Origin of the sequence: Sulfurimonas sp. hsl 1-7 (assembly GCF_030577135.1) — a bacterium.
Classification (GTDB): Bacteria; Campylobacterota; Campylobacteria; order Campylobacterales; family Sulfurimonadaceae; genus Sulfurimonas; species Sulfurimonas microaerophilus.
Map to the genome: position 1 here is coordinate 539,311 of NZ_JAUIRR010000002.1, position 20,545 is coordinate 559,855.

Annotated in this window: 17 protein-coding genes; 13 read left to right on the forward strand and 4 right to left on the reverse strand. The window is 38.8% G+C overall.

The features are described 5' to 3' along the window. Positions 1-30 precede the first annotated feature (30 nt). Positions 31-588 carry a ribosome recycling factor gene (gene frr / locus QWY88_RS06475; RefSeq protein WP_304545268.1) on the reverse strand — a complete coding sequence of 186 codons (558 nt, stop codon included), beginning with the start codon at positions 586-588 and terminating at the stop codon, positions 31-33. Between the two features lie 12 nt (positions 589-600). Beyond that, positions 601-915, reverse strand: a complete 315-nt coding sequence (gene secG, locus QWY88_RS06480) for a preprotein translocase subunit SecG (RefSeq protein ID WP_304545269.1) — start codon at positions 913-915, stop codon at positions 601-603. A 178-nt stretch (positions 916-1,093) separates the two neighbouring features. Here secG and glgP point away from each other — a divergent pair, with 178 nt between their 5' ends. The 13 genes from glgP to QWY88_RS06545 all read left to right on the forward strand — a co-directional run bounded on the left by glgP (position 1,094) and on the right by QWY88_RS06545 (position 19,190). Then, positions 1,094-2,755, forward strand: a complete 1,662-nt coding sequence (glgP, locus tag QWY88_RS06485) for an alpha-glucan family phosphorylase (RefSeq protein WP_304545270.1) — start codon at positions 1,094-1,096, stop codon at positions 2,753-2,755. Beyond that, positions 2,756-5,260 (forward strand): sugar phosphate nucleotidyltransferase, encoded by a 2,505-nt coding sequence (locus QWY88_RS06490; RefSeq protein ID WP_304545271.1) that lies wholly within the window; start codon positions 2,756-2,758, stop codon positions 5,258-5,260. Positions 5,261-5,269: 9 nt separating this feature from the next. Then, the gene (locus QWY88_RS06495; protein WP_304545272.1) at positions 5,270-7,291 is read left to right on the forward strand and encodes a glycoside hydrolase family 57 protein; all 2,022 of its coding nucleotides are present in this window, start codon (positions 5,270-5,272) and stop codon (positions 7,289-7,291) included. Positions 7,292-7,300: 9 nt separating this feature from the next. Beyond that, positions 7,301-9,295: an alpha-amylase/4-alpha-glucanotransferase domain-containing protein gene (locus tag QWY88_RS06500; RefSeq protein ID WP_304545273.1), complete on the forward strand. Its 1,995-nt coding sequence runs from the start codon at positions 7,301-7,303 to the stop codon at positions 9,293-9,295. Beyond that, complete coding sequence (gene galT / locus QWY88_RS06505) at positions 9,288-10,310, forward strand: galactose-1-phosphate uridylyltransferase (protein WP_304545275.1); 1,023 nt, start codon at positions 9,288-9,290, stop codon at positions 10,308-10,310. Before QWY88_RS06500 ends, galT begins: the two co-directional genes overlap by 8 nt. Then, entirely contained in the window at positions 10,307-11,698 is a 1,392-nt protein-coding gene (locus tag QWY88_RS06510) for a glycogen synthase (protein WP_304545278.1), read from the forward strand. Before galT ends, QWY88_RS06510 begins: the two co-directional genes overlap by 4 nt. Next, positions 11,695-12,534, forward strand: coding sequence for an ROK family protein (locus tag QWY88_RS06515; protein WP_304545280.1), 840 nt, complete (start codon positions 11,695-11,697; stop codon positions 12,532-12,534). The genes QWY88_RS06510 and QWY88_RS06515 overlap by 4 nt, the downstream gene beginning before the upstream one ends. After that, positions 12,531-14,009: a glycogen synthase GlgA gene (gene glgA, locus QWY88_RS06520; RefSeq protein WP_304545282.1), complete on the forward strand. Its 1,479-nt coding sequence runs from the start codon at positions 12,531-12,533 to the stop codon at positions 14,007-14,009. The genes QWY88_RS06515 and glgA overlap by 4 nt, the downstream gene beginning before the upstream one ends. Further along, on the forward strand, positions 14,006-15,928 hold the full coding sequence (glgB, locus tag QWY88_RS06525; protein ID WP_304545284.1) for a 1,4-alpha-glucan branching protein GlgB: 1,923 nt from the start codon (positions 14,006-14,008) through the stop codon (positions 15,926-15,928). Before glgA ends, glgB begins: the two co-directional genes overlap by 4 nt. A gap of 69 nt (positions 15,929-15,997) precedes the next feature. Then, entirely contained in the window at positions 15,998-16,942 is a 945-nt protein-coding gene (locus QWY88_RS06530) for a metal ABC transporter substrate-binding protein (protein WP_304545286.1), read from the forward strand. Continuing rightward, positions 16,933-17,703 (forward strand): metal ABC transporter ATP-binding protein, encoded by a 771-nt coding sequence (locus tag QWY88_RS06535; RefSeq protein WP_369811216.1) that lies wholly within the window; start codon positions 16,933-16,935, stop codon positions 17,701-17,703. Before QWY88_RS06530 ends, QWY88_RS06535 begins: the two co-directional genes overlap by 10 nt. A 9-nt stretch (positions 17,704-17,712) precedes the next feature. Beyond that, positions 17,713-18,510: a metal ABC transporter permease gene (locus QWY88_RS06540; protein WP_304545288.1), complete on the forward strand. Its 798-nt coding sequence runs from the start codon at positions 17,713-17,715 to the stop codon at positions 18,508-18,510. Next, on the forward strand, positions 18,507-19,190 hold the full coding sequence (locus QWY88_RS06545; RefSeq protein WP_304545290.1) for a methyltransferase domain-containing protein: 684 nt from the start codon (positions 18,507-18,509) through the stop codon (positions 19,188-19,190). Before QWY88_RS06540 ends, QWY88_RS06545 begins: the two co-directional genes overlap by 4 nt. Here QWY88_RS06545 and QWY88_RS06550 read toward each other — a convergent pair. After that, positions 19,181-19,591: a thiamine-phosphate pyrophosphorylase gene (locus QWY88_RS06550; RefSeq protein WP_304545292.1), complete on the reverse strand. Its 411-nt coding sequence runs from the start codon at positions 19,589-19,591 to the stop codon at positions 19,181-19,183. The genes QWY88_RS06545 and QWY88_RS06550 overlap by 10 nt on opposite strands. Next, entirely contained in the window at positions 19,584-20,285 is a 702-nt protein-coding gene (locus tag QWY88_RS06555; protein ID WP_304545294.1) for a Bax inhibitor-1/YccA family protein, read from the reverse strand. The genes QWY88_RS06550 and QWY88_RS06555 overlap by 8 nt, the downstream gene beginning before the upstream one ends. Between the last annotated feature and the right edge of the window lie 260 nt (positions 20,286-20,545).

Below are 20,545 nucleotides of genomic sequence, written 5' to 3' on the forward strand. Positions count from 1 at the left end.
ATTTCCTTTGACGTAATTAATTCAGTAGAATTAAACTTTTAAAATCTCTGCTTCTTTATCTTTTAAGATAGCGTCGATCTCTGCGATATATTTGTCTGTAAATTTTTGGATGTTATCTTGAGCCGATTTAGAGTCATCTTGTGTGATCTCTTTATCTTTTTCAAGTTTTTTTACTTTATCGTTTGCATCACGTCTGTCGTTTCTTACTGAAACTTTCGCTTTTTCACCCATACCTTTCATCTGTTTAACAGTCTCTTGTCTTTGATCAACTGTCATCGGAGGGAAGAAAAGTTTAATTTGCTCACCGTCGTTGTTTGGGTTTACACCGATGTTTGCCGCTGCGATTGCAGATTCAATATCACCTAAAAGGTTTTTTTCCCAAGGGTTTACTACGATAGTAGTTGCATCAGTCGCGATCACTGAACCAACTTGATCAAGCGGAGTCGGAGTACCGTAATAGTCCACTTTTACATTATCTAAAACAGCAGTGTTCACTTTACCTGTTCTAAGTGTTTTAAACTCTTTTAGCATATGTTCTATGCTAGCTTTCATTTTTTGTTCACAAGTGTCAAAAATCTCGTTTACCATTATGCCCTCTCTCTATTTTGTAGTGTTTGTCTCAACTTTTACTGCCGGTGCAGTTACTGCTGTATTTTCAACTATCTCATCAACTACTGAAGATTCAGCAGCTTTTGAATACATATAACCTAAAGCGATTGTATTTACAACAAATAAAAAACCGATAAGAAAAGTTGTTTTCGCTAAGAAACTGTTTGGACCTTTTGCCCCAAAAACAGATTCGTTTGAACCGCTATATGCACCAAGACCTATGCTTGAGCTTTTTTGTAATAAAACTGCAATTGTTAAGATAATTACTAAAACAATTTGTACGATAAGTAAAAGACTAGTTGTCATATCATATTTTCCTAAATAAAAAGTGGTGAATTATATCTAAAAAAAGCTGTATTATCAAATAACTCTTTTTTTACAGTTTATATAAAACTAAGATTAGATACTATAAACTCATAATGCACAATAAAAAACACTTTTTGTATTGTTATATAAACTTTTACGAAAAAATAAAGGACTTTGCATGAAACTGCATTCCTACGATATAAACAAGAACTATAAAACAAGTGTTGCTTACTTCTCAATGGAGTTCGCTGTTGACCAAGCTTTAAAAATCTACTCGGGAGGTCTCGGCTTTTTAGCCGGATCTCATATGCGTAGTGCTTATGATTTAAAACAAAATATCGTAGGAATAGGAATATTATGGAGTTTTGGCTACTACGATCAGGGGAGAAATGAAGACAGAACATTAAAGCCCAATTATTTAAGAAAATTTTATTATTTCTTAGAAGAGCTTGAACACAAAGTGACCGTACGGATAGAGAACACTGACGTTGTTGTAAAAGCTTTTTTACTCCATCCAGAGGTTTTTGGAACCGCACCTATCCTTTTACTCTCCACAGATACAGATGAAAACGATTATCTCTCAAGAACTATTACCCATAAACTTTACGACTCAAATGAAAGAACACGAATAGCACAAGAGATTGTGTTAGGGATTGGAGGATTAAAGATCCTTGAAGCGATGAATAGAAAGGTGGATGTCTATCATATGAATGAAGGGCATTCGCTTCCGCTTGTTTATGAACTGCATACACGTTTAAAAGATGTGCAAAAAGTGAAAGAACATGTAGTCTTTACAACTCATACTCCCGAAGCTGCAGGAAATGAGACCCACAGATTTGATTTTTTACATGAGATGGGTTTTTTTAGTTCACTGACAAAAGATGAAGTGCACTCTTTGTGTAATTGCCACAAAGAAAAGCTCAATCTTACCGTAGAAGCATTACGAAATGCCAAACGTGCCAATGCGGTCTCAAAAATCCATAAAAAAGTTGCACAAAATATGTGGAAAGAGGTTGTTGACAGCTGTGAGATCATCTCCATTACCAATGCACAAAATAAAAAATACTGGACCGACAAGACACTTATCCGTGCCCTTGACGAGCATGAAGATTATGAGCTGCAAGCGAGAAAAAAACACCTCAAAAAAATTCTTTTTGACGAAGTTGCGGATCAATCTGGAAAGATGTTTGATCCTGATGTTTTTACGATCGTATGGGCAAGACGTTTTGCAGAATATAAAAGACCTGGGCTTTTAAAGTACGATTTTGCAAGATTTGAAAAACTACTAAAAAATACTCAAATGCCTATACAGGTTATATGGGCGGGCAAACCCTATCCGACAGATAGCGGAGCCGTGAGTCTTTTTAACGATCTGATCTATATGAGTCACAAATATAAAAATATAGCTGTTTTAATAGGGTATGAGCTCAGTCTTTCAAGACTCCTTAAACAAGGAAGCGACCTTTGGTTAAATACTCCTCGCATTACAAGAGAAGCCAGTGGTACAAGCGGGATGAGTGCAAGTATGAACGGCTCAGTCCATTTTTCGATCGATGACGGATGGCATCCGGAATTTGCAAGAGATCGACGAAACGCTTTTACCATTCCGGCAGTTGAACACTCTTTAAGTCACGATGAACAAGATAAGATAGATAACAAAAATATGATGGATATCTTAGAGCAGAAGATTCTCCCTACATACTATGAAAATCCGAAAAAATGGACAAAAATTATGAAAAATGCGATGACTGAAATCGATTTGGAATTTGATTCTACTAGAATGGCAAAAGAGTATTATGCATTGCTCTATGAATATAAAATACAAGAGGGGGAGTTATAGATGAAAGCTGTTGTGATGGCAGGAGGATTTGGCACAAGGATTCAACCTTTGACAAACTCCAAACCAAAACCAATGTTGCCTATAATGAATAAACCGATGATGGAGCATACGATGATGATGCTCAAAGAGATAGGCATAACAGAATTTATCGTATTGTTATATTTCAAACCTGAGATAATAAGAGATTATTTTAAAGACGGAAGTGATTTTGGGATCAAGATTACCTATGTGCTTCCTGATGATGATTACGGAACGGCAGGAGCCGTTAAGCTTGCCCAAGAGTATATAGGTGATGAAAACTTTATTGTAATCAGCGGTGACCTTGTTACAGATTTTGATTTTAAAAACCTTTTTGCTTTTCATAAGGAGAAAAACTCAAAACTCTCCATAGGCTTAACATCCGTAGACAACCCTTTGCAGTTTGGGGTAGTGATCGTCAATGAAGAGGGTATTATTGAGAAGTTTTTGGAAAAACCAAGCTGGGGAGAGGTGTTCTCAGATACCATCAATACCGGGATCTATGTAATTGAACCGGAGATTTTGGAGTATATACCTAAAAATGAGAACTTTGACTTTGGAAAAGATCTTTTTCCGTTATTGATGCAACAAAAGGTTGATCTTATGGGATGCAACCTAAGCGGCTACTGGAGAGATGTAGGAAATCCTGAGAGTTATCGTGAGGTATATGAGGATATCTTTGCACAGCGTGTCAATTTTTCACTTTACGGGCACAAACAGGTATTTCCAGACGGTGTACTATATTCAGAAAAACCGTATAAGCTGGATAACTCTATTGAGATTACGGGAACGGTACTTTTAGGCAAGAAGGTGACTATCAACAACGGTGTAAAACTCTACAATAGCGTAATAGGGGATAATGTCGTGATTGATGCTGAGTCTAAAATCAGAAACAGTGTGATCTGGGAAAATGTTTTTATCGGCAAGAAAACAAAACTTGACAACGCCGTTATCTGTAACAACAACACGATCGGAAAAAATGTTAGTGTAAAAGCGGGACTTATTTTGGCTGAAGGGTGTGAGATTGGAGAGTTAAGCTCTTTTGAACGCGACATTACGGTTTGGCCGGACAAAAAGATCGAGGCGGCCTCTATAGTGAGTCATAATATAGTTTTGGGAAGCAGATATAAAAACTCTATTTTTGAAAACGGAAGCGTGATCGGTACAAGTAACGTGGAGCTCTCTTGTGAGATGGCGACAAAACTTGCCGAAGCATTCGCTTCACAGTTACCTGTGGGTTCAACAGTAGTAGTGGGAAGAGATGATGATAAAAACTCGCGTATGATTAAACGTGCTTTTTTAGGAGGACTGCTTTCAGCCGGTGTGCATGTACACGATCTGAAAAGCATACCGCAGCCGTTGCTGCGTTTTACTTTGGCAAACAGTTCAAAATATGTAGCCGGTGCGCAGTTTAAACGCTGTATTAATGATCCGAGAAACTCTGAAATCACACTTTTTGACGAGCATGCGGTGCGTATTAACACTTCAGCGGCAAAAGTGATAGAAAAAGCATTTTTTACCGAGAAGTTCAGACGGGTTGAACATGCAAGTATCGGGGAGATCTTTGAGAGTCATTATTGTGAAGAGTGTATAGATTATAAGAACAGTATTGAAGAGTGTTTGGATCAGCTGGGTATCAGACAAAGTAATCTGCGAATCGCCGTTGATTTGATGCATGGAAACTCTGCAAATGTTTTTCCTACCATTTTAAATGAGATCGGGATAGAAAATATTGTATTAAACTCTTACTATGATGAGCAAAAACTTTCAAATTATGTAGCGATGAAAAAACGTTCAACGGAGAATATGTCTAAAATTGTACAAAGTTTAGGGTATGAGATGGGTGTCCTTATTGCTCCAAATGCTCAAACAATCACGTTAGTAACTGATCTCGGAGAGGTGTTAAACAAGATCAAATCACTTCACTGTGTTTTATATCTGCTGAGTGTAACTACAAAAGTAAATGAGAAAAAAAAGGTGTTTTTACCAACTTGGGCACCCGATGTTCTGGAGTTTGACAACTTGATTATCGAGCGTGGAAAATACACTGACTTTACGGTAGAGCAGCTTAAGCGTTACGATTTCATCGCTACGGTTGACGGCAACTATACATTTAGCGAGTTTAGTTATACGCGCGATGCTCTCTATGCAACGTTAAAGATTCTTGAACTTCTTAACAGCAGTGGTTTAAAACTCTCAGAAGTGGCAAAAGAGATCGATTATTTTTACTATAAAACGACAAAAGTGGAGTGTACTCAATCTTTAAAAGCGAAGATGATGAGAAAATTTTTAGAGAGTGCAAAAGGGAAAAAGTCTTCCCATTTAGACGGGGTGAAGATCTGGGAGAACGAGACAGACTGGATCTTAATGATTCCAAACCAATACGGAGAGTATTTAAATCTCTATATTCAAGCCAAAGACGATGTTGCCGGAGAGAACCTCTTTAAGCAATATAAAGAAAAAATGGCACAATGGATCTCCCAATAGGATACTAAAATGAAATTGAATTTTTTATGGCATATGCATCAGCCCGACTATAGAGATGCAACCGGTATTATGCAACTGCCTTGGGTGTTTTTGCATGCTATAAAAGATTACTACGATATGCCTTGGATGGTAGAGGGGAAAGAGGGGATAAAAGCAACTTTCAACATCACACCTTCGCTCATAAAACAGTTGCAGCTTTATGAAAACGATCTGAGTAAAAACGATAAGTTTTTAACCCTTTTACGAGACGAGACCGCAAAACTGCAGGATGAGGAGAAGGCCTGGATCGTAAAGATATGTAAAAGTTCCAACTATGAAACCATGATCAAACCGCTCACGCGTTATAAAGAGCTATTTGCACAGTATGATTACACCCATTCTGAGTTGATTGAACTGCAGGTTTTGTTTATTTTATCGTGGTGCGGGAACTATTTACGTCAAAACAGCAGCGTTGTTCAAGAGTTGTTACAAAAACAAAGAGATTACAACCAACATGATAAAAAAGTTCTCTTTAATGAGTTGCAAAATTTTATGCGGGGGATCTTTGATTACTATAAAAAGTTACATTCAAAAGGTTCGGTAAGCTTTTCTACAACACCGCTGAATCATCCTATCTTGCCTCTGCTTCTTGATATGAACAATGCTTTAGTTGCTCATCCTCTGACAAATATCCCAAAAAATCATATTCCGCTACAGGAGGATGCTCTTTTACAAATTCAAAGGGCTCAAGAGATTTTTGAAGATATTTTCGGTTGTAAGCCGAGCGGTTTTTGGCCGGCTGAGGGGGCGGTAGATCCAAAAAGCGTAGCGCTTTATTCTGCCCAAGATGTAGGGTGGATCGCAACAGACGAAGCGATTCTTTTTAAATCTTTAAACAAAATAGAGAAGGGCTTACTTTATCATCCTTACATATATAAGGGGATGAGGATCTGTTTTAGAGATCACTACTTAAGTGATCTTATCGGTTTTACCTATCGCCATAAAAATGCAGAGGAGGCGGTTTTAGATTTTGTTAGAGAGTTGCAAAAGATAGAGTCTCAAAACAGCGATCCGCTTGTTTGCGTTATTTTAGACGGAGAAAACGCCTGGGAGTTTTACAAAGCAAACGGATATGAGTTTTTTCAAATGCTCTATACCAAACTGCTCTCTCTTCCATGGTGCCAAACTTTAACGATGGATGAGGTGTGTAAGCTTCCTACAAAAACACTTGAGCATTTAGCTCCGGGAAGCTGGATACACGGAGAGTTTAATACCTGGGTCGGCGGCAGTGAAAAAACAAGAGGCTGGGAGCTTCTTTTTATGACGAAGCAAGATTATATACACCATAAAGAGCGTATCGAGCCTAAAAAACAAGAGTTGATAACACAGCACTTTTTAGCAGCGGAGTGTTCAGACTGGTTTTGGTGGTACGGCGATGATCACTTCAGTGAGTTTGAAGCGGAATTTGATGAGTTGTTTAGAAACCATTTGATCACAATCTATAATCTTTTAGAGATAGCACCCCCTGCAGATCTTTATATACCGATCATACAGCATAAAAGTACACAAGATTTCTGGCTGAAGCCAAAATCGGATATCTCTCCCACAATTAACGGTAAACGAGATTCATTTTTTGAATGGATAGGGTGCGGGGTAGTGGATGAAACAAAAGTATTCTCTACAATGGACACAGCAAGAGGCCCTGTAAAAAAGATCTTTTACGGACAGGATAAGCAGAAGTTTTACTTCTCTTTTGAAGCAGATATGGAAAGTTTGTGTGAGAGTGATAGTTTGGAGGTTATTATTGAACCGGGCAACATTCACGGAAAACTGACACTGCCCAATGAAACTATTGTTATTGACGGGGTAGAGATTTTTAATGTATGTGGCGATCTTTTAGAGATGAGTATTACAAAAGAGAACTTGGATGCAAAAGAGATACTGATCCGTTTTGAGATCGAAAAAGAGGGAAAAGTGGTGCAGATATTGCCGAGTTTCGGGGAGCTTAAAATCGATCTTTATGATGATTATTCCCATGAGTGGTTTGTGTAGGTAAGGGTAATGGAAAAAGTTACTTTGCTTTTTGGCGTACATATGCACCAGCCGGTAGACAATTTCAGCGAGTGTATAGAAGAAGCTGTTGAGAAAAGTTATAAACCTTTTTTTGAAGTGATGATGCGCAATTCGGAGTTTAAATTCTCTTTGCACTGCAGCGGATGGCTCCTTAATGAGATCCGGAAAAAATATCCTGAACTTTTTAAAGTGATGAAAACGCTCACAGAAAAAGGCTCAATAGAGTGGCTCACGGCAGGATACTATGAACCTGTGTTAAGTTCTATCCCCTCAAAAGATCGCATAGCACAGATCAAAAAATTAAACAGATTTTTAAAAAAACATTTAGGGGTTCATCCAAAGGGGCTTTGGCTCACTGAGCGGGTATGGGAGAGTGCTTTGATTCCGGACCTTGTAAAATGCGGTATAGAGTATGTAGTAGTGGATGATTACCATTTTTTAAGCAGTGGATTTGCGGCTGACAAGCTTGACGGATACTATACCACTGAAGAGGGGGGCGCAGAGTGTGCACTTTTTCCTATCTCCAAGCCGCTTCGTTATGATTTTCCTTTCTCAAACGTTGAAAAAGGGATTGAGAGTATATTCAAGTATGCAAATAAAGAGGGCTCGGCCGCTGTTTTTTTCGATGATGCAGAGAAGTTCGGATTGTGGCCGCACACTTTTGAGTGGGTGTATGAGAAAGGATGGCTGGAGAGTTTTGTACGTCAGGTATTGGCTCAGGAGCGAATCACTACACAACACTATACAGAGTATAAGCAAAAGCAGCACTCTTTGGGGATCGCTTATCTAAATAACACCTCCTATTTTGAGATGGGGGAGTGGAGTTTAAAAAACGGGAATGCCAAAGCGTTTCATGCCTTGCAAAACTACCTTGGCCAAGAGTATATGGAAAAACAAGGGATTGCATTTGTAAAAGGGGGGATATGGAAAAACTTTTTTGTTAAATATCCCGAGAGCAATTATCTGCATAAACGGATGTTATGGCTCAGTAAACAAAGCAGCAGTTTCTCCAGAGCACAAAAAGAGGCCTTGTATAAACTCCAAACAAATGATGTTTTTTGGCACGGGGTTTTCGGCGGGATCTATTTGCCAAATTTACGAGACAATGCCTATAGATATCTTTTAGAGATAGAAAGAGGATTTGAGCAGAAAGAGAAGGAGCTTTTAGATATTGATCAAGACGGATATCAAGAGCTCAAAGTAAGAACCGATGAACTCTCTTTAGTATTTTCGCTAAAAGAGGGGGGTGCTCTTATGGAGTTAGGCTCCTTTGAAACACTTTTTAACTGGCAAAACACTCTGATGAGAAAAGAGGAGAGCTACCATTTTCAACCTGAACTTGCAGAACATACTAAAGAGCTTGAGTCGATCCACGATGAGGTGGTTTTAGATGAGGTGCTTAAAAAAGAGCTGGTATTTGATGTTATCCCAAGGTACTCTTTTATCGACTGTTTTTCAACAAAACCTTTTGCGTTGGACTCGTTGAAAGGGGGGACTCAGGAGATACAAACACTTCAAACCCCTGCTGAATGTAAGTTACAAAAGGGTAATATATTGTTTTTTACACAAGGGAGTGTTTTCGAGCATAAAGAGGTGCAGATAGAAAAAAGATATAAGGTGAAACAAAAAGCGCTTCATCTTGATCTGCAACTGCTTAGCGAGTCAGAGGAGCGGCTTTATTACGGTTTGGAGTTTAATCTCCATTTTGCCCATCTGCTCACACTCACACTTAACGGAGAAAAAATAGCTGAAGGGTTCAGTCAAAAAAGTTGCAGGGAGGTTGCATTGTATGATGATTTTACAAATAAAACAGTGCGTTTGCGAAGTGATATGGAGTGTGATGTGCACGCATATATAGCAAGCAGTATTGCAAAAAGCGAAAGCGGATACGATAAAACACCCCAGCAATTGACACTGTTTTTTAGCTTCTCTTTGGAAAAAAGATTGGATCTGCATCTGAGCTTGGAGATATGCGATGTCTGAGATAAGACTAGATAGAATTGCTAATCAGTATGTGATTATAGCTCCTGAAAGGCTTCGAAGACCAAACAGCATAACAGCTTCAAAAGCTCCTAAAAACAAAAAAAGTAACTGCCCTTTTTGTGAAGGGAACGAGCACCTTACTCCAAAAGAGATCTTTGCTCTGCGCAAAAACGAGCCGGATATGTCCGGTTGGAAAACACGGGTTGTACCGAATCTTTACAAAGCTGTGCAGATAGAAGCTAGTGAGAGCTCAAAGCGTGACGGGATGTTTGAATCGGTCCCCGGGCTTGGAGCACATGAGATAGTTATTGACACCTCCTGTCACTCTTGCAATATGGAAGATCTTGATGAGATAGATGTACAAAACTGGCTTAAAACAATAGTAAGTAGGATAGAAGACTTACAAAAAGATAAGCGCTTGGTTTATATAAGTGTATTTAAAAATGTGGGTCAAGAAGCGGGTGCTACGCAGGAACATCCGCATACCCAGATTATTGCTTTGCCTGTGATGCCAAAAGATGCGATCTACTTTTTGAGCAGGAACATGCTCTATTATCAAAGACACGGAAGAGGGATAGTTGAAGATATTTTACACAACGAGATCTTGTTTAAAAAACGGCTTGTTACGCAAACACAGAGCTTTGTCGCTTTTTGTCCGTTTGCAAGCAGCTATCCTTTTGAGGTGATGATTGCTCCTGTACACAATATAGTCTCATTGAATAGAGCTAGTAAAAAAGAGTTGGAGGAGCTGGGATTTTTAGTAAAGTCGATATTTGCAAAACTGGCAAAACAGCTGGGTTCTTTTGATTATAATCTGGCTTTTATGCAGGCTCCGCTCAATCAAAACTTTGAAAATGAAAGCCACATGGCACTTTTAGAACAAAACTTCCGTTTTACTCTGCGAATAATTCCGAGAATCTATAATATCGGAGGGTTTGAGCTTTCAAGCGGCATGGCGATCAATTGTATGGAGCCAGAAGAGTGTGCAAGACTGCTGCGAGGTGAGGAGATATGAGAGTTTTATTTGCTGCGAGTGAGATGCTCCCTTATGTGAAAACGGGGGGACTTGCAGATGTTGCAGATGCACTTCCCAGAGCACTGAAAAAATATACCGATATCTCTGTTGTGATCCCATTATACGGTTTTTTAGAGCTGCAGAACCTAGAAAAAGTTGAGGATTTTGAACTTGAACTGGGTGGAATTTCATACAGTGTTGAAGTCTATTTTACTCTGCAAGAGGGGTTGGGTGTTTATTTTATAAAAGCACCCCTTTTAAGTACTACGCAGCACCTTTACGGGTATAACGATGTTGATTATGCAAACAACGATCTGCGTTTTGGGATCTTTAGTGCAAGCATTGTAGAGTTGGCTGTAAGACTAAAGATTGATCTTCTTCATCTCAATGACTGGCATACCGCGTTAGCAGCTCTGTTTATAGATCAAAAGTCGTTAGCGATAAAAACCGTATTTACTATCCATAATCTTGCCTATCAGGGGATATTTTCACAGGAATCTTGTGAACGGCTTGGGATTGAGCCTAGTTACTTTAATATGGATGCTTTAGAGTTTTACGGACAGCTAAACTCTATGAAAGGGGGGATTGCATACTCTGATGCCGTAACAACGGTAAGTCCAAGTTATGCACAAGAGATCCTCACAGATGAGTTTGGCTGCGGCTTGGAAGGGTTTTTACACTACCATGTCGAAAAGTTAAGCGGTATATTAAACGGAATCAATACGAAAGTTTTTGATCCTGCAAGTGATCCTTATCTTCACGAGTGTTACGACACTGCCACCTTAGAGAATAAGCATAAAAACAAAGCGGCATTTTTAAAAAACACCAAACTCAAAGATCCAAGAAAAACTTTGTTTGTTGTACTCTCAAGACTGGTGGAGCAAAAAGGGATCAACCTTTTAATAAAAGTGCTTCCCGAGATGTTGGAGAAAAAGATCAATATTTTTGTTTTGGGTGAGGGTGAAGAACTTTATACTAACAAACTAAACGCTCTGTCCTCTAAGTACTCAAACCTTGAATTTCAAAACGCTTATGATGAGGTGCTTTCCCATAAAGCATACGCCGCGGCAGATTTTTTTGTAATGCCCTCTTTGTTTGAGCCTTGCGGTTTGGCACAGATGATAGCTATGCGATACGGAGCTATCCCCATTGTCCATGCAACAGGGGGCTTAAAAGACAGTGTCCATGAAAAGAAAAATGGATGCGGCAGAGGTATTGTGTTTGAAAAGTTCACAAAAAAAGAGTTTTCCAAGGCGATAGGACGGGCTTTTAAACTTAAAAAAGATACTGAGGCTTTTAGGGAGTCGGTGGTTTTTAATATGGAGTGCGATTTCTCTTTTGAAACGGGAGCAAAGAGCTATATGAAGCTGTATGAGAGTCTGTTTTGAAGCTGTGTATAGATGCCGGAGGGACATATTTCCGTTATGCTCTTTATGAAGGGGAGCAAGAGCTTGATTCAGGGAGTGAGAAGTGTAACGGCACAGGTTTTATCTCTTGGATCGAAAAGCTGCTGCAAAGATACAAAGATGTAAAAACAATAGCTGTAGGGTATGCAGGACAGATAAAAGAGGGGAGTATTCTCGGCGCTCCAAATATAGAAGTGACAGAGCCAGATATTAAAAACTATTTTCAAAGCAAATACGATGTAAAGTTTTTAATACAAAACGATCTCTCCTGTGCCGTTTTGGCAGAAGCAAAATATTTTCAAACAGAGGAGATCAGCGCACTCTATGTAGGGAGCGGACTCGGACTCGGGGTTGTCACTAACGGAAGTTTGTTAGAGGGTTATAATGCGTTAGCTGGTGAGCTGGGGCATATCCCTTACAAAAAAGCTCCATTTGTTTGCGGCTGCGGCAAAGACAACTGCATAGAACTTTTTGCTTCAGGTTCCGGGCTAATGAAGTTTAAACACTATCTGAAAATTGATGCAACCCTTACATTACAAGAGCTTAGAGACTCTACGCTTGCGGAGCACAATGAGCTTTACAGGGAGTTTGAAGAGGCACTATTAGATGCAGTTGGTGTTGTAATTACCCTCTTTAATCCGGAGGTTTTGGTCTTAGGTGGCGGGATCATTACAGATGATGAAACTATCTTTGAAACGGTTTTAGCACGCTATAGAGAGTTTAGCATGCCGCAAAGTACACAAGGGCTGCGGATTGTTAAAACAAAACTACAAAACGCAGTGCTGCAAGGTGCATCGCTTTTAAAGGAGAATATATGAAACGAAAACTTAAAATCCTTTTTGCCGCTTCAGAAGCGGTTCCCTATGCAAAAACAGGCGGTTTGGCAGATGTAGCAGGGGCTCTTCCAAAAGCTATCGAGAAGCTTGGGCATGAGATCATTCTTGTATTGCCGAGATATTACAAGATCGATAAAGCAAATCTTACAAAATTAGAAACACCGCTTGGTGTACCGATGGGAAGTATGGGTGAGCTGTGGGCTGCGGTTTACACAACTACTTTGCCCCAAAGCAATGTACAGGTTTATTTTATCGATCATGAAAACTATTTCGGCAGGGCCGGGTTTTATGAAGAGGATAACTGCTCATACGAAGATAACGGTGAGCGTTTTGTTTTCTTTTCAAAAGCGGCATTGCAGTTGTGCAAGATGCTCCACTTTACCCCAGACATTATCCACGCTAACGATTGGCATACTGCACTGTTGCCTATTTTAGCCAAAACCCGTTTTATACACGATTTTGCTTATGCAAAAACAGTGTTTACAATCCACAATATGCAGCATCAGGGAGTTTTTCACAAAGGGTTGATGGATCTTTTAGAGATCGGCTGGGAACATTTTAATGCACATGAGTTTGAAAGTTTTAACCATCTCAATATGTTAAAAGGGGGAGTGATGCATGCCGATGCAGTAACTACAGTCTCCAAACGTTACGCTCGTGAGATCCAAACAGCAGAGTTTGGTTTCGGTTTAGATGGACATCTTTGGGCTCATAGAGAGAAAATATTTGGGATTCTAAACGGTGTAGATTATGATGAGTGGAACCCTTCAAAGGACAATTATATTGCGCAAACTTTTGATCATGATCAAATGGAAGGAAAAAGAGCGTGTAAACGCGCCCTGCAGAAGCACTTTAATTTAGAGCAGCGAGATGATGTAGCTCTGATCGGTTTTGTGGGTCGTTTTGCAGAGCAAAAAGGGATAGGGCTCATTGCAAGTGCTATCAACGGAATTTTGGACCATAATGTACAGATCGTAATGCTCGGAACGGGTGAAAAGTGGGCAGAAGGTTTCTTCTCGGGCGTCGCCCACCATAGAGAAAATTTTGGTTTATATGTTGGATACAGCGAAGCGCTTGCACACCAAATAGAAGCGGGGTGTGATATGTTTTTAATGCCTTCACTCTTTGAGCCTTGCGGACTGAACCAGATCTACAGTCTGCGCTACGGTACTTTGCCGATAGTGCGTGCAACGGGAGGGCTTGACGATACTATAGTGAATTTTGATGAGCATCATCGTCACGGTAACGGTTTTAAGTTTTACGATGCCACTTCCGAAGCACTCTACTACACAGTTTTATGGGCTCTAAATATATACTACAACGATAAAGATGCTTTTTTTGATATGCAACAGCATGCAATGGGCGAGCATTTTAGCTGGGATGATGCGGCGAAGAATTACGAAGAGGTCTATCGCTACATTTTAGACCCGGAAACTTATGAAAGACCAAAACAATGAAATATGCAACTTTTTACGATGTAAGTTTTTTTAGCGAGTTTGATATCTATCTTTTTAAAGAGGGTACACATACAAAACTCTATGAGCATTTAGGTGCACACCCTTATGTAAGAAACGGCCAAGAGGGTGTCTACTTTGCCGTGTGGGCACCGAGTGCAAAGGGAGTTTCTTTAATAGCTGATTTTAATAACTTCAATAATCAAACCCATCCGCTAAAGATGCGCCAAGACGGTTCCGGGATCTGGGAAGTGTTTGTTAGTGATGTTAGTGTTGAAGCACTCTATAAATACTACATAGATTCAGATAATGTACAGGTAAACAAAGAAAAAGCGGATCCTTTTGCATTTTTTGCCGAAGTGGCTCCGAAATCTGCTTCAAAAGTATGGGACCTTAATGTTTTTTCTTGGGATGATGCTACGTGGATGAAAAAACGTAAAAAACAAAACTCTCATAAAGCACCTGTAAGTATCTATGAGATCCATCTGGGTTCATGGAGGAGAAAAGTTGAGGATGATAACCGTTTTTTAAACTATGTGGAAGCTGCGAATGAACTTGCACACTACATAAAAGATCTTGGCTTTACCCATGTAGAACTGCTTCCGATTACCGAGTATCCATTTGAGGGCTCATGGGGGTATCAGGTAACCGGTTATTTTGCACCCACTGCCAGATACGGTACACCTGAACAGTTTAAAGAGTTTGTAAATATTATGCACAATCACGATATAGGTGTAATTTTAGACTGGGTACCGTCTCATTTTGTAACAGACGGGCATGGGCTTATCACGTTTGACGGTACATGTTTGTATGAGCATCAGGATCCAAGAAAAGGGTACCATCCGGAATGGGGAAGTGCGATTTTCAACTACGATCGAAATGAAGTACGCGCATTTCTGGTAAGTTCTGCCATGTTCTGGCTTGATAAATATCATCTTGACGGCATACGAGTAGATGCTGTTGCTTCTATGCTCTATCTTGATTATGCAAGAGAGGATGGGGAGTGGCTGCCAAATGAGGACGGCGGCAACATAAACAAAGGTGCCGTAGAGTTTTTACGCCATCTTAATACCAGTGCATATGCACAGTACAAAGATATTATGATGTTTGCCGAGGAGTCTACAAACTATCCAATGGTAAGCGGTGCTGTGAGTGACGGGGGACTTGGGTTTGGATATAAATGGAATATGGGGTGGATGCACGACACTCTCAAATATATGAAAAATGATCCGATCCACAGACAGCATCACCATAAAAACCTCACTTTCAGTTTTGTCTATATGTATAACGAAAACTATGTTTTGCCTCTGAGTCACGATGAAGTGGTGCATATGAAAGGTTCTTTGATTAACAAAATGCCGGGAGAATATCAGAAAAAGTTTGCAAATCTCCGGGCACTTTACAGTTTAATGTATGCGCATCCCGGTAAAAAACTTCTTTTTATGGGTGGGGAATTTGCCCAGTTTGCAGAGTGGAATTTCTCACAAAGTCTTGATTGGCATCTTTTACAAAACCAAAACCATTCAGGGGTGCAAAAACTTATACAAACACTCAATACACTTTATAAAAATGAGCCCGCTCTTTATAAAAATGATGTAGAGAGTAACGGTTTTGAATGGATCGATGAAAACGATTACAGGGCAAATGTTATCGCATTTATCCGTAAAGGCAATACAAAAGAGAAACAGTTGATAATAGTATGTAATTTTTCCGATAAAGCACATATCGGGTATATGCTAGGAGTACCGAAACGCGGGGAGTATAAAGAGATCTTTAACTCTGAAGATGAAGCTTTTGGAGGGAGTGGAAGTTTGAATGGGGGTGTTTTAAAAACGACTCCGAAAAGTTACCATGGCAGAAAAAATATGATCAGCCTTAATTTGCCGCCTCTGAGCGTACTCTATCTGCAAAAAACACTATAGAAACCTGATACCAAACATAAAAGAGGGTATAATTGCATTATATTTTTAAAAGATATAGAAGGATGTAAATTGAAAAATTTGAAGATAGTTTTAGCACTACTCTCGCTGGTAGTTGTCGTTTTGATCCTCACAACAGGTTCAAATGAGCAAAAACTCTCTTCAAAGCCTCTTGTAACAACAAGTAATTTTGCTATTTACGATCTAACAAAACATATCGGCGGTGATAAAATAGAGCTGGTAAATATTTTACCTTTTGGGGTAGACCCTCATAGTTTTGAACCGACACCGAAAATTGTTGCCAAACTTGAAAAGAGCAAGCTTTTTTTCTATAGCGGCGATGTTTTGGAGCCATGGGCTCAGCATCTTGCATCTGAGGTACATAAACTTAATATGAGCAAGTACGTTACTCTCAAAACTCTTGAAGAGGAAGATGAAGACCATGATGATGAGGATGAAGAGCATGAGGCACATCATCAACATCACGGAGCATACGATCCCCATTATTGGCTCGATATTGACAATATGAAACAACTCTCATTTGTGGTTACAGAGCAGTTGAGTAAAGTCGATCCAAAGAACAAACATTATTTTGAAAAAAATAAAGAGCAATATATCAAGCAGTTGGATCAACTTGACGGTGCATACAAACAACAACTTCTTGAGTGTAAACTAGATACTATCATTGTTACACACAATGCATTTTCTTATTTAGCAGATAGATACGGTTTTAAAGTTGAGTCTTTAACAGGGCTTTCAACAGAAGCACAGCCGAGTGCCGAGGATGTAAAACATCTTCTTCAGGAAATAAAAGAGAAAAATATACAAGTTGTTTTTTTCGAAAATTTTGCCAACAATAAAAATATTCAAACAATTGCTGATGATATGGGTGTAAGGGTTGATAGTTTACAACCGCTTGGAAATATAACGGGGGAAGAGATGACTCTTAAACTGGACTATATTGATATTATGAAGATAAATTTAGACAAAATTGCTGAGGCTATGCAGTGCCGTTAAAGTTTAAACTTCCTATTTTTGATGTAAAAAATCTCTGTTTTGAGGTTATGGATCAAAAGATACTCAGCAATATCAGTTTTCATATTTTCAGCGGTGAGTATATCGCTATAATCGGGCCAAATGGTGGTGGAAAAACTACCCTTATCCGCACTTTGCTTGGACTAGAAAAAGCAACATCCGGATCTATCAAGATATTTGGAAAAGAGCAAAAAAAATTTAAAGAGTGGTATAAGATAGGGTATGTGCCTCAGCGTGCATCACTGGTTGACCAAAATTTTCCTGCAACGGTTGAAGATATTGTAAAGATGGGAAGAGTTGCCAAGAGAAAACTTTTTTCAAGAACATCCTCAGAAGATATACAAGCGGTGGAAGATGCAATGGAGAAGATGGATATTACACATCTTAAAGATAAGATGGTTGGTACTCTCTCAGGCGGTCAGCGTCAACGTGTGATGATTGCACGTGCTCTGGCTTCTTCTCCTCGTATTTTAATCCTTGATGAACCAAATACAGGTGTTGATGTAAAGTCGCAACAAAGATTTTACGAACTATTACGTAAGTTAAATAAAGAGGATGGGATCACTATTTTGTTTATTACACACGATATCGGTGTGATCGCAGATGATATTGCAAGACTTTTCACAATCAACCAAAAAGCGACAATATGCAATAACCCTAAAGAGGCACTCTCATGTGAAGAGATGAGTGAACTTTACGGGATCGATGCCCATCTGATTCATATGCATAAGCATGAGCATTAGGATATTGATATGTTAGAGATGTTTGATTATGATTTTATGCAGCGTGCTTTTATCGCAGGGATATTTATAGCTATTTTAGCCTCTATAGGTGGAACGTTTGTTGTACTTAAACGCTATTCCCTTATTAGTGAGACCTTGGCTCATTCTGCTTTAGTCGGTGTTGCTGTAGGTTTAGTTGCCGGATATAATCCGATGTGGGTAGCGGTAGTAGTTGCCGTGATGTTTGCATGGCTTATAGAGTACCTTAGAAGCTCGTTTTCTTTGTATTCCGATGCAATACTCTCAATTATTCTTTCAGGGGCTTTAGCCTTATCTGTGATCATTGTTTCAGTCGGCGGGTCATTTAACAACTCCCTCTTCTCATACCTTTTTGGTTCGATTTTAGCAGTAACCACTGAAGACCTGTATACTATTCTCATCTTTGGAGCTATAGCGCTTAGTTTTTTACTCCTTTTTGCTAAAGAACTTTATTTTATAGCTTACGATGAAGAGGTGGCAAAAACAAGCGGACTAAAAGTAAAACTGTTAAACTTTTTACTTGTAAGTGTAGTTGCGATTATTATTGCCCTATCTATTCGAGTTGTGGGAAGTTTACTGATTGGTGCTTTAATGGTTATCCCTGCAGTATCGGCTTTACAATACAGAGTAGGATTTAAACAAACACTTCTGCTTGCATTGCTTTTTGCGATCTTTAGTGTTGTTTTCGGTATGGTAATCTCTTACCATTTTTCATTACCTTCAGGTGCTACTATAGTTCTGAGTATTATCTTACTCTTTGTTATCTCGTTGGTGCTCAATAGAAAATGAGAATAGATTCAGAATTTTCAAAATATGCTGCCCATTACGGGAGTTATAATGTTATTCAAGAAAAAGTGGCTGCAAAACTGCTTTCTCATGTGAACAATAAACCCAAAAACATTTTAGACTTGGGATGCGGTCACGGTGCCCTCGCAGAGAAGATAGATTGGGGATATGATCGTTTTATAGGTGTAGATTTTGCAAAAGGGATGCTGGAATTGCATCCGAAATCTAACACGATAGAGTGTATATACGGTGATTTTAATGATGATAGACTCTATAAAACACTTAATGAGTATAGCTTTGACTATATCTTATCCTCTTCGGCATTACAATGGGCACAAGATTTGGAGAAGGTTTTTAGTAACATCAAAAGTTTAGATGCACAGCTCTCTTTAGCTATATTTACATCCGGAACTTTTGAGACATTGCATAAAACAGCATCACTAGAACCGTTACTTCTTTCAAAAGATCAAATATATAAGATACAGAAAAAATATTTTGATGTTAATTTTGAAGTTGTGAATTATCGTCTTGAGTTCGAAAATACAAGAGAAATGTTTAGATATATAAAAAAGAGTGGTGTCAGCGGCTCTAGAAATGCCCTCTCGTTTAAAGAAACGAAAAAACTGATGGAAGAGTACCCACTTAACTATTTAGAGTTTGAGGTGGCTTATATCTACTCTTGATCTAAGAGTATCTTTTTTTCGAGATCGTATAACTCATAACGAATATGTTTAAACTTTTCACTTTCACCGATATTATTAAGTTTATATAACTCTTCTAATACTCTTGATGATTCCTGCGCGCGTTTTAGATTTGCAATAATGATCCCCTCTAAATTATCACGTGTTTGTTCACTTGTAGTAGATGGACGTAGTACATCATTGATACTATCACGATACTGAAGTAACTCTTTTGTATTGTCTGTCACAGCTTGATGTCGAAGTGATTTGAGTTTTTTTGCGAGTGTTTTGTCATTCTCTTTGTAGCGAAGTATATCCTCTACAACACGGATACCCTCTTTAAGACGGTTGAGGTTTGCATCTATCACCCGAAAAAGTTCGGGCGATAAATTGGTATTATTCATCACTTCCGAAGATACCAAATAGTTGCAGTAATGCAGTAAAGATATTTAAGAAGTCAAGATAAAGTGCAATAGCACCGTCAATTGGCGTTTCATATGCACCTTGCATAATGTTTTGTGTATCGTAGATAACTAAGATACTAAATAGTATAACAACAGCACCGCTTAACATTACGTGAAGCATTGGGTTGCCTAAAAAGATATTTAAGATAGAAAAACCGATGATCACGAAAAGTGCAATCATTAAAGGTTTCCCGTAACCTGTAAAATCTTTTGTAGTTTTAACAGCATAAAAGCTCATTGCTCCAAATACAACAGAAGTCATAGCAAATGCATTACCAATAATTGTCGCACCGCCGTTAAGTCCTAACGTGTGTGAAAGTAAAGGTGCTAACATAAGACCTGTCATAAAAACAAAGCCAAACATTACAACTAAATTGATACCTGGTTTATGTTTAACAAAATGTAAACCGATTAATAGACCTATCTCCAAAATGAAAAGAGGCCAAAACATTGCATGTATTGCACCAGCTAATGGGATACCAACATATGCACCAACAGCACCGGCCATCATAGAAGCAGCAAAGAGTTTATAAGTCTCTTTTACAAAAGATACAATTTGCGCTTCACTACGATGAGCACTTTCATAAGCATAAGTACTATGCTCTCTAGCATAGTCACGATCGTAAAGTCCCATATTTTATTCCTTTATATACGAAATATGAATTTAAAAAGAATTTTATAGTGAAAAGGTAAACAGGTAGCAACATATAGACTAAAATCTATACATTATAATATAAGACGGTTTTTAGGTCCATATTTACTACTGTTTTGTAGAAAAAGAAATTCTAAAAGAAACAAATTTGCGAATTCTTTTTGAATTCCTCAAATAGTTAAGCTTCTTCTAAGCATACTTCTCCTATAATTCCCGTCCACAAACGATGAGAGGCCATCGAA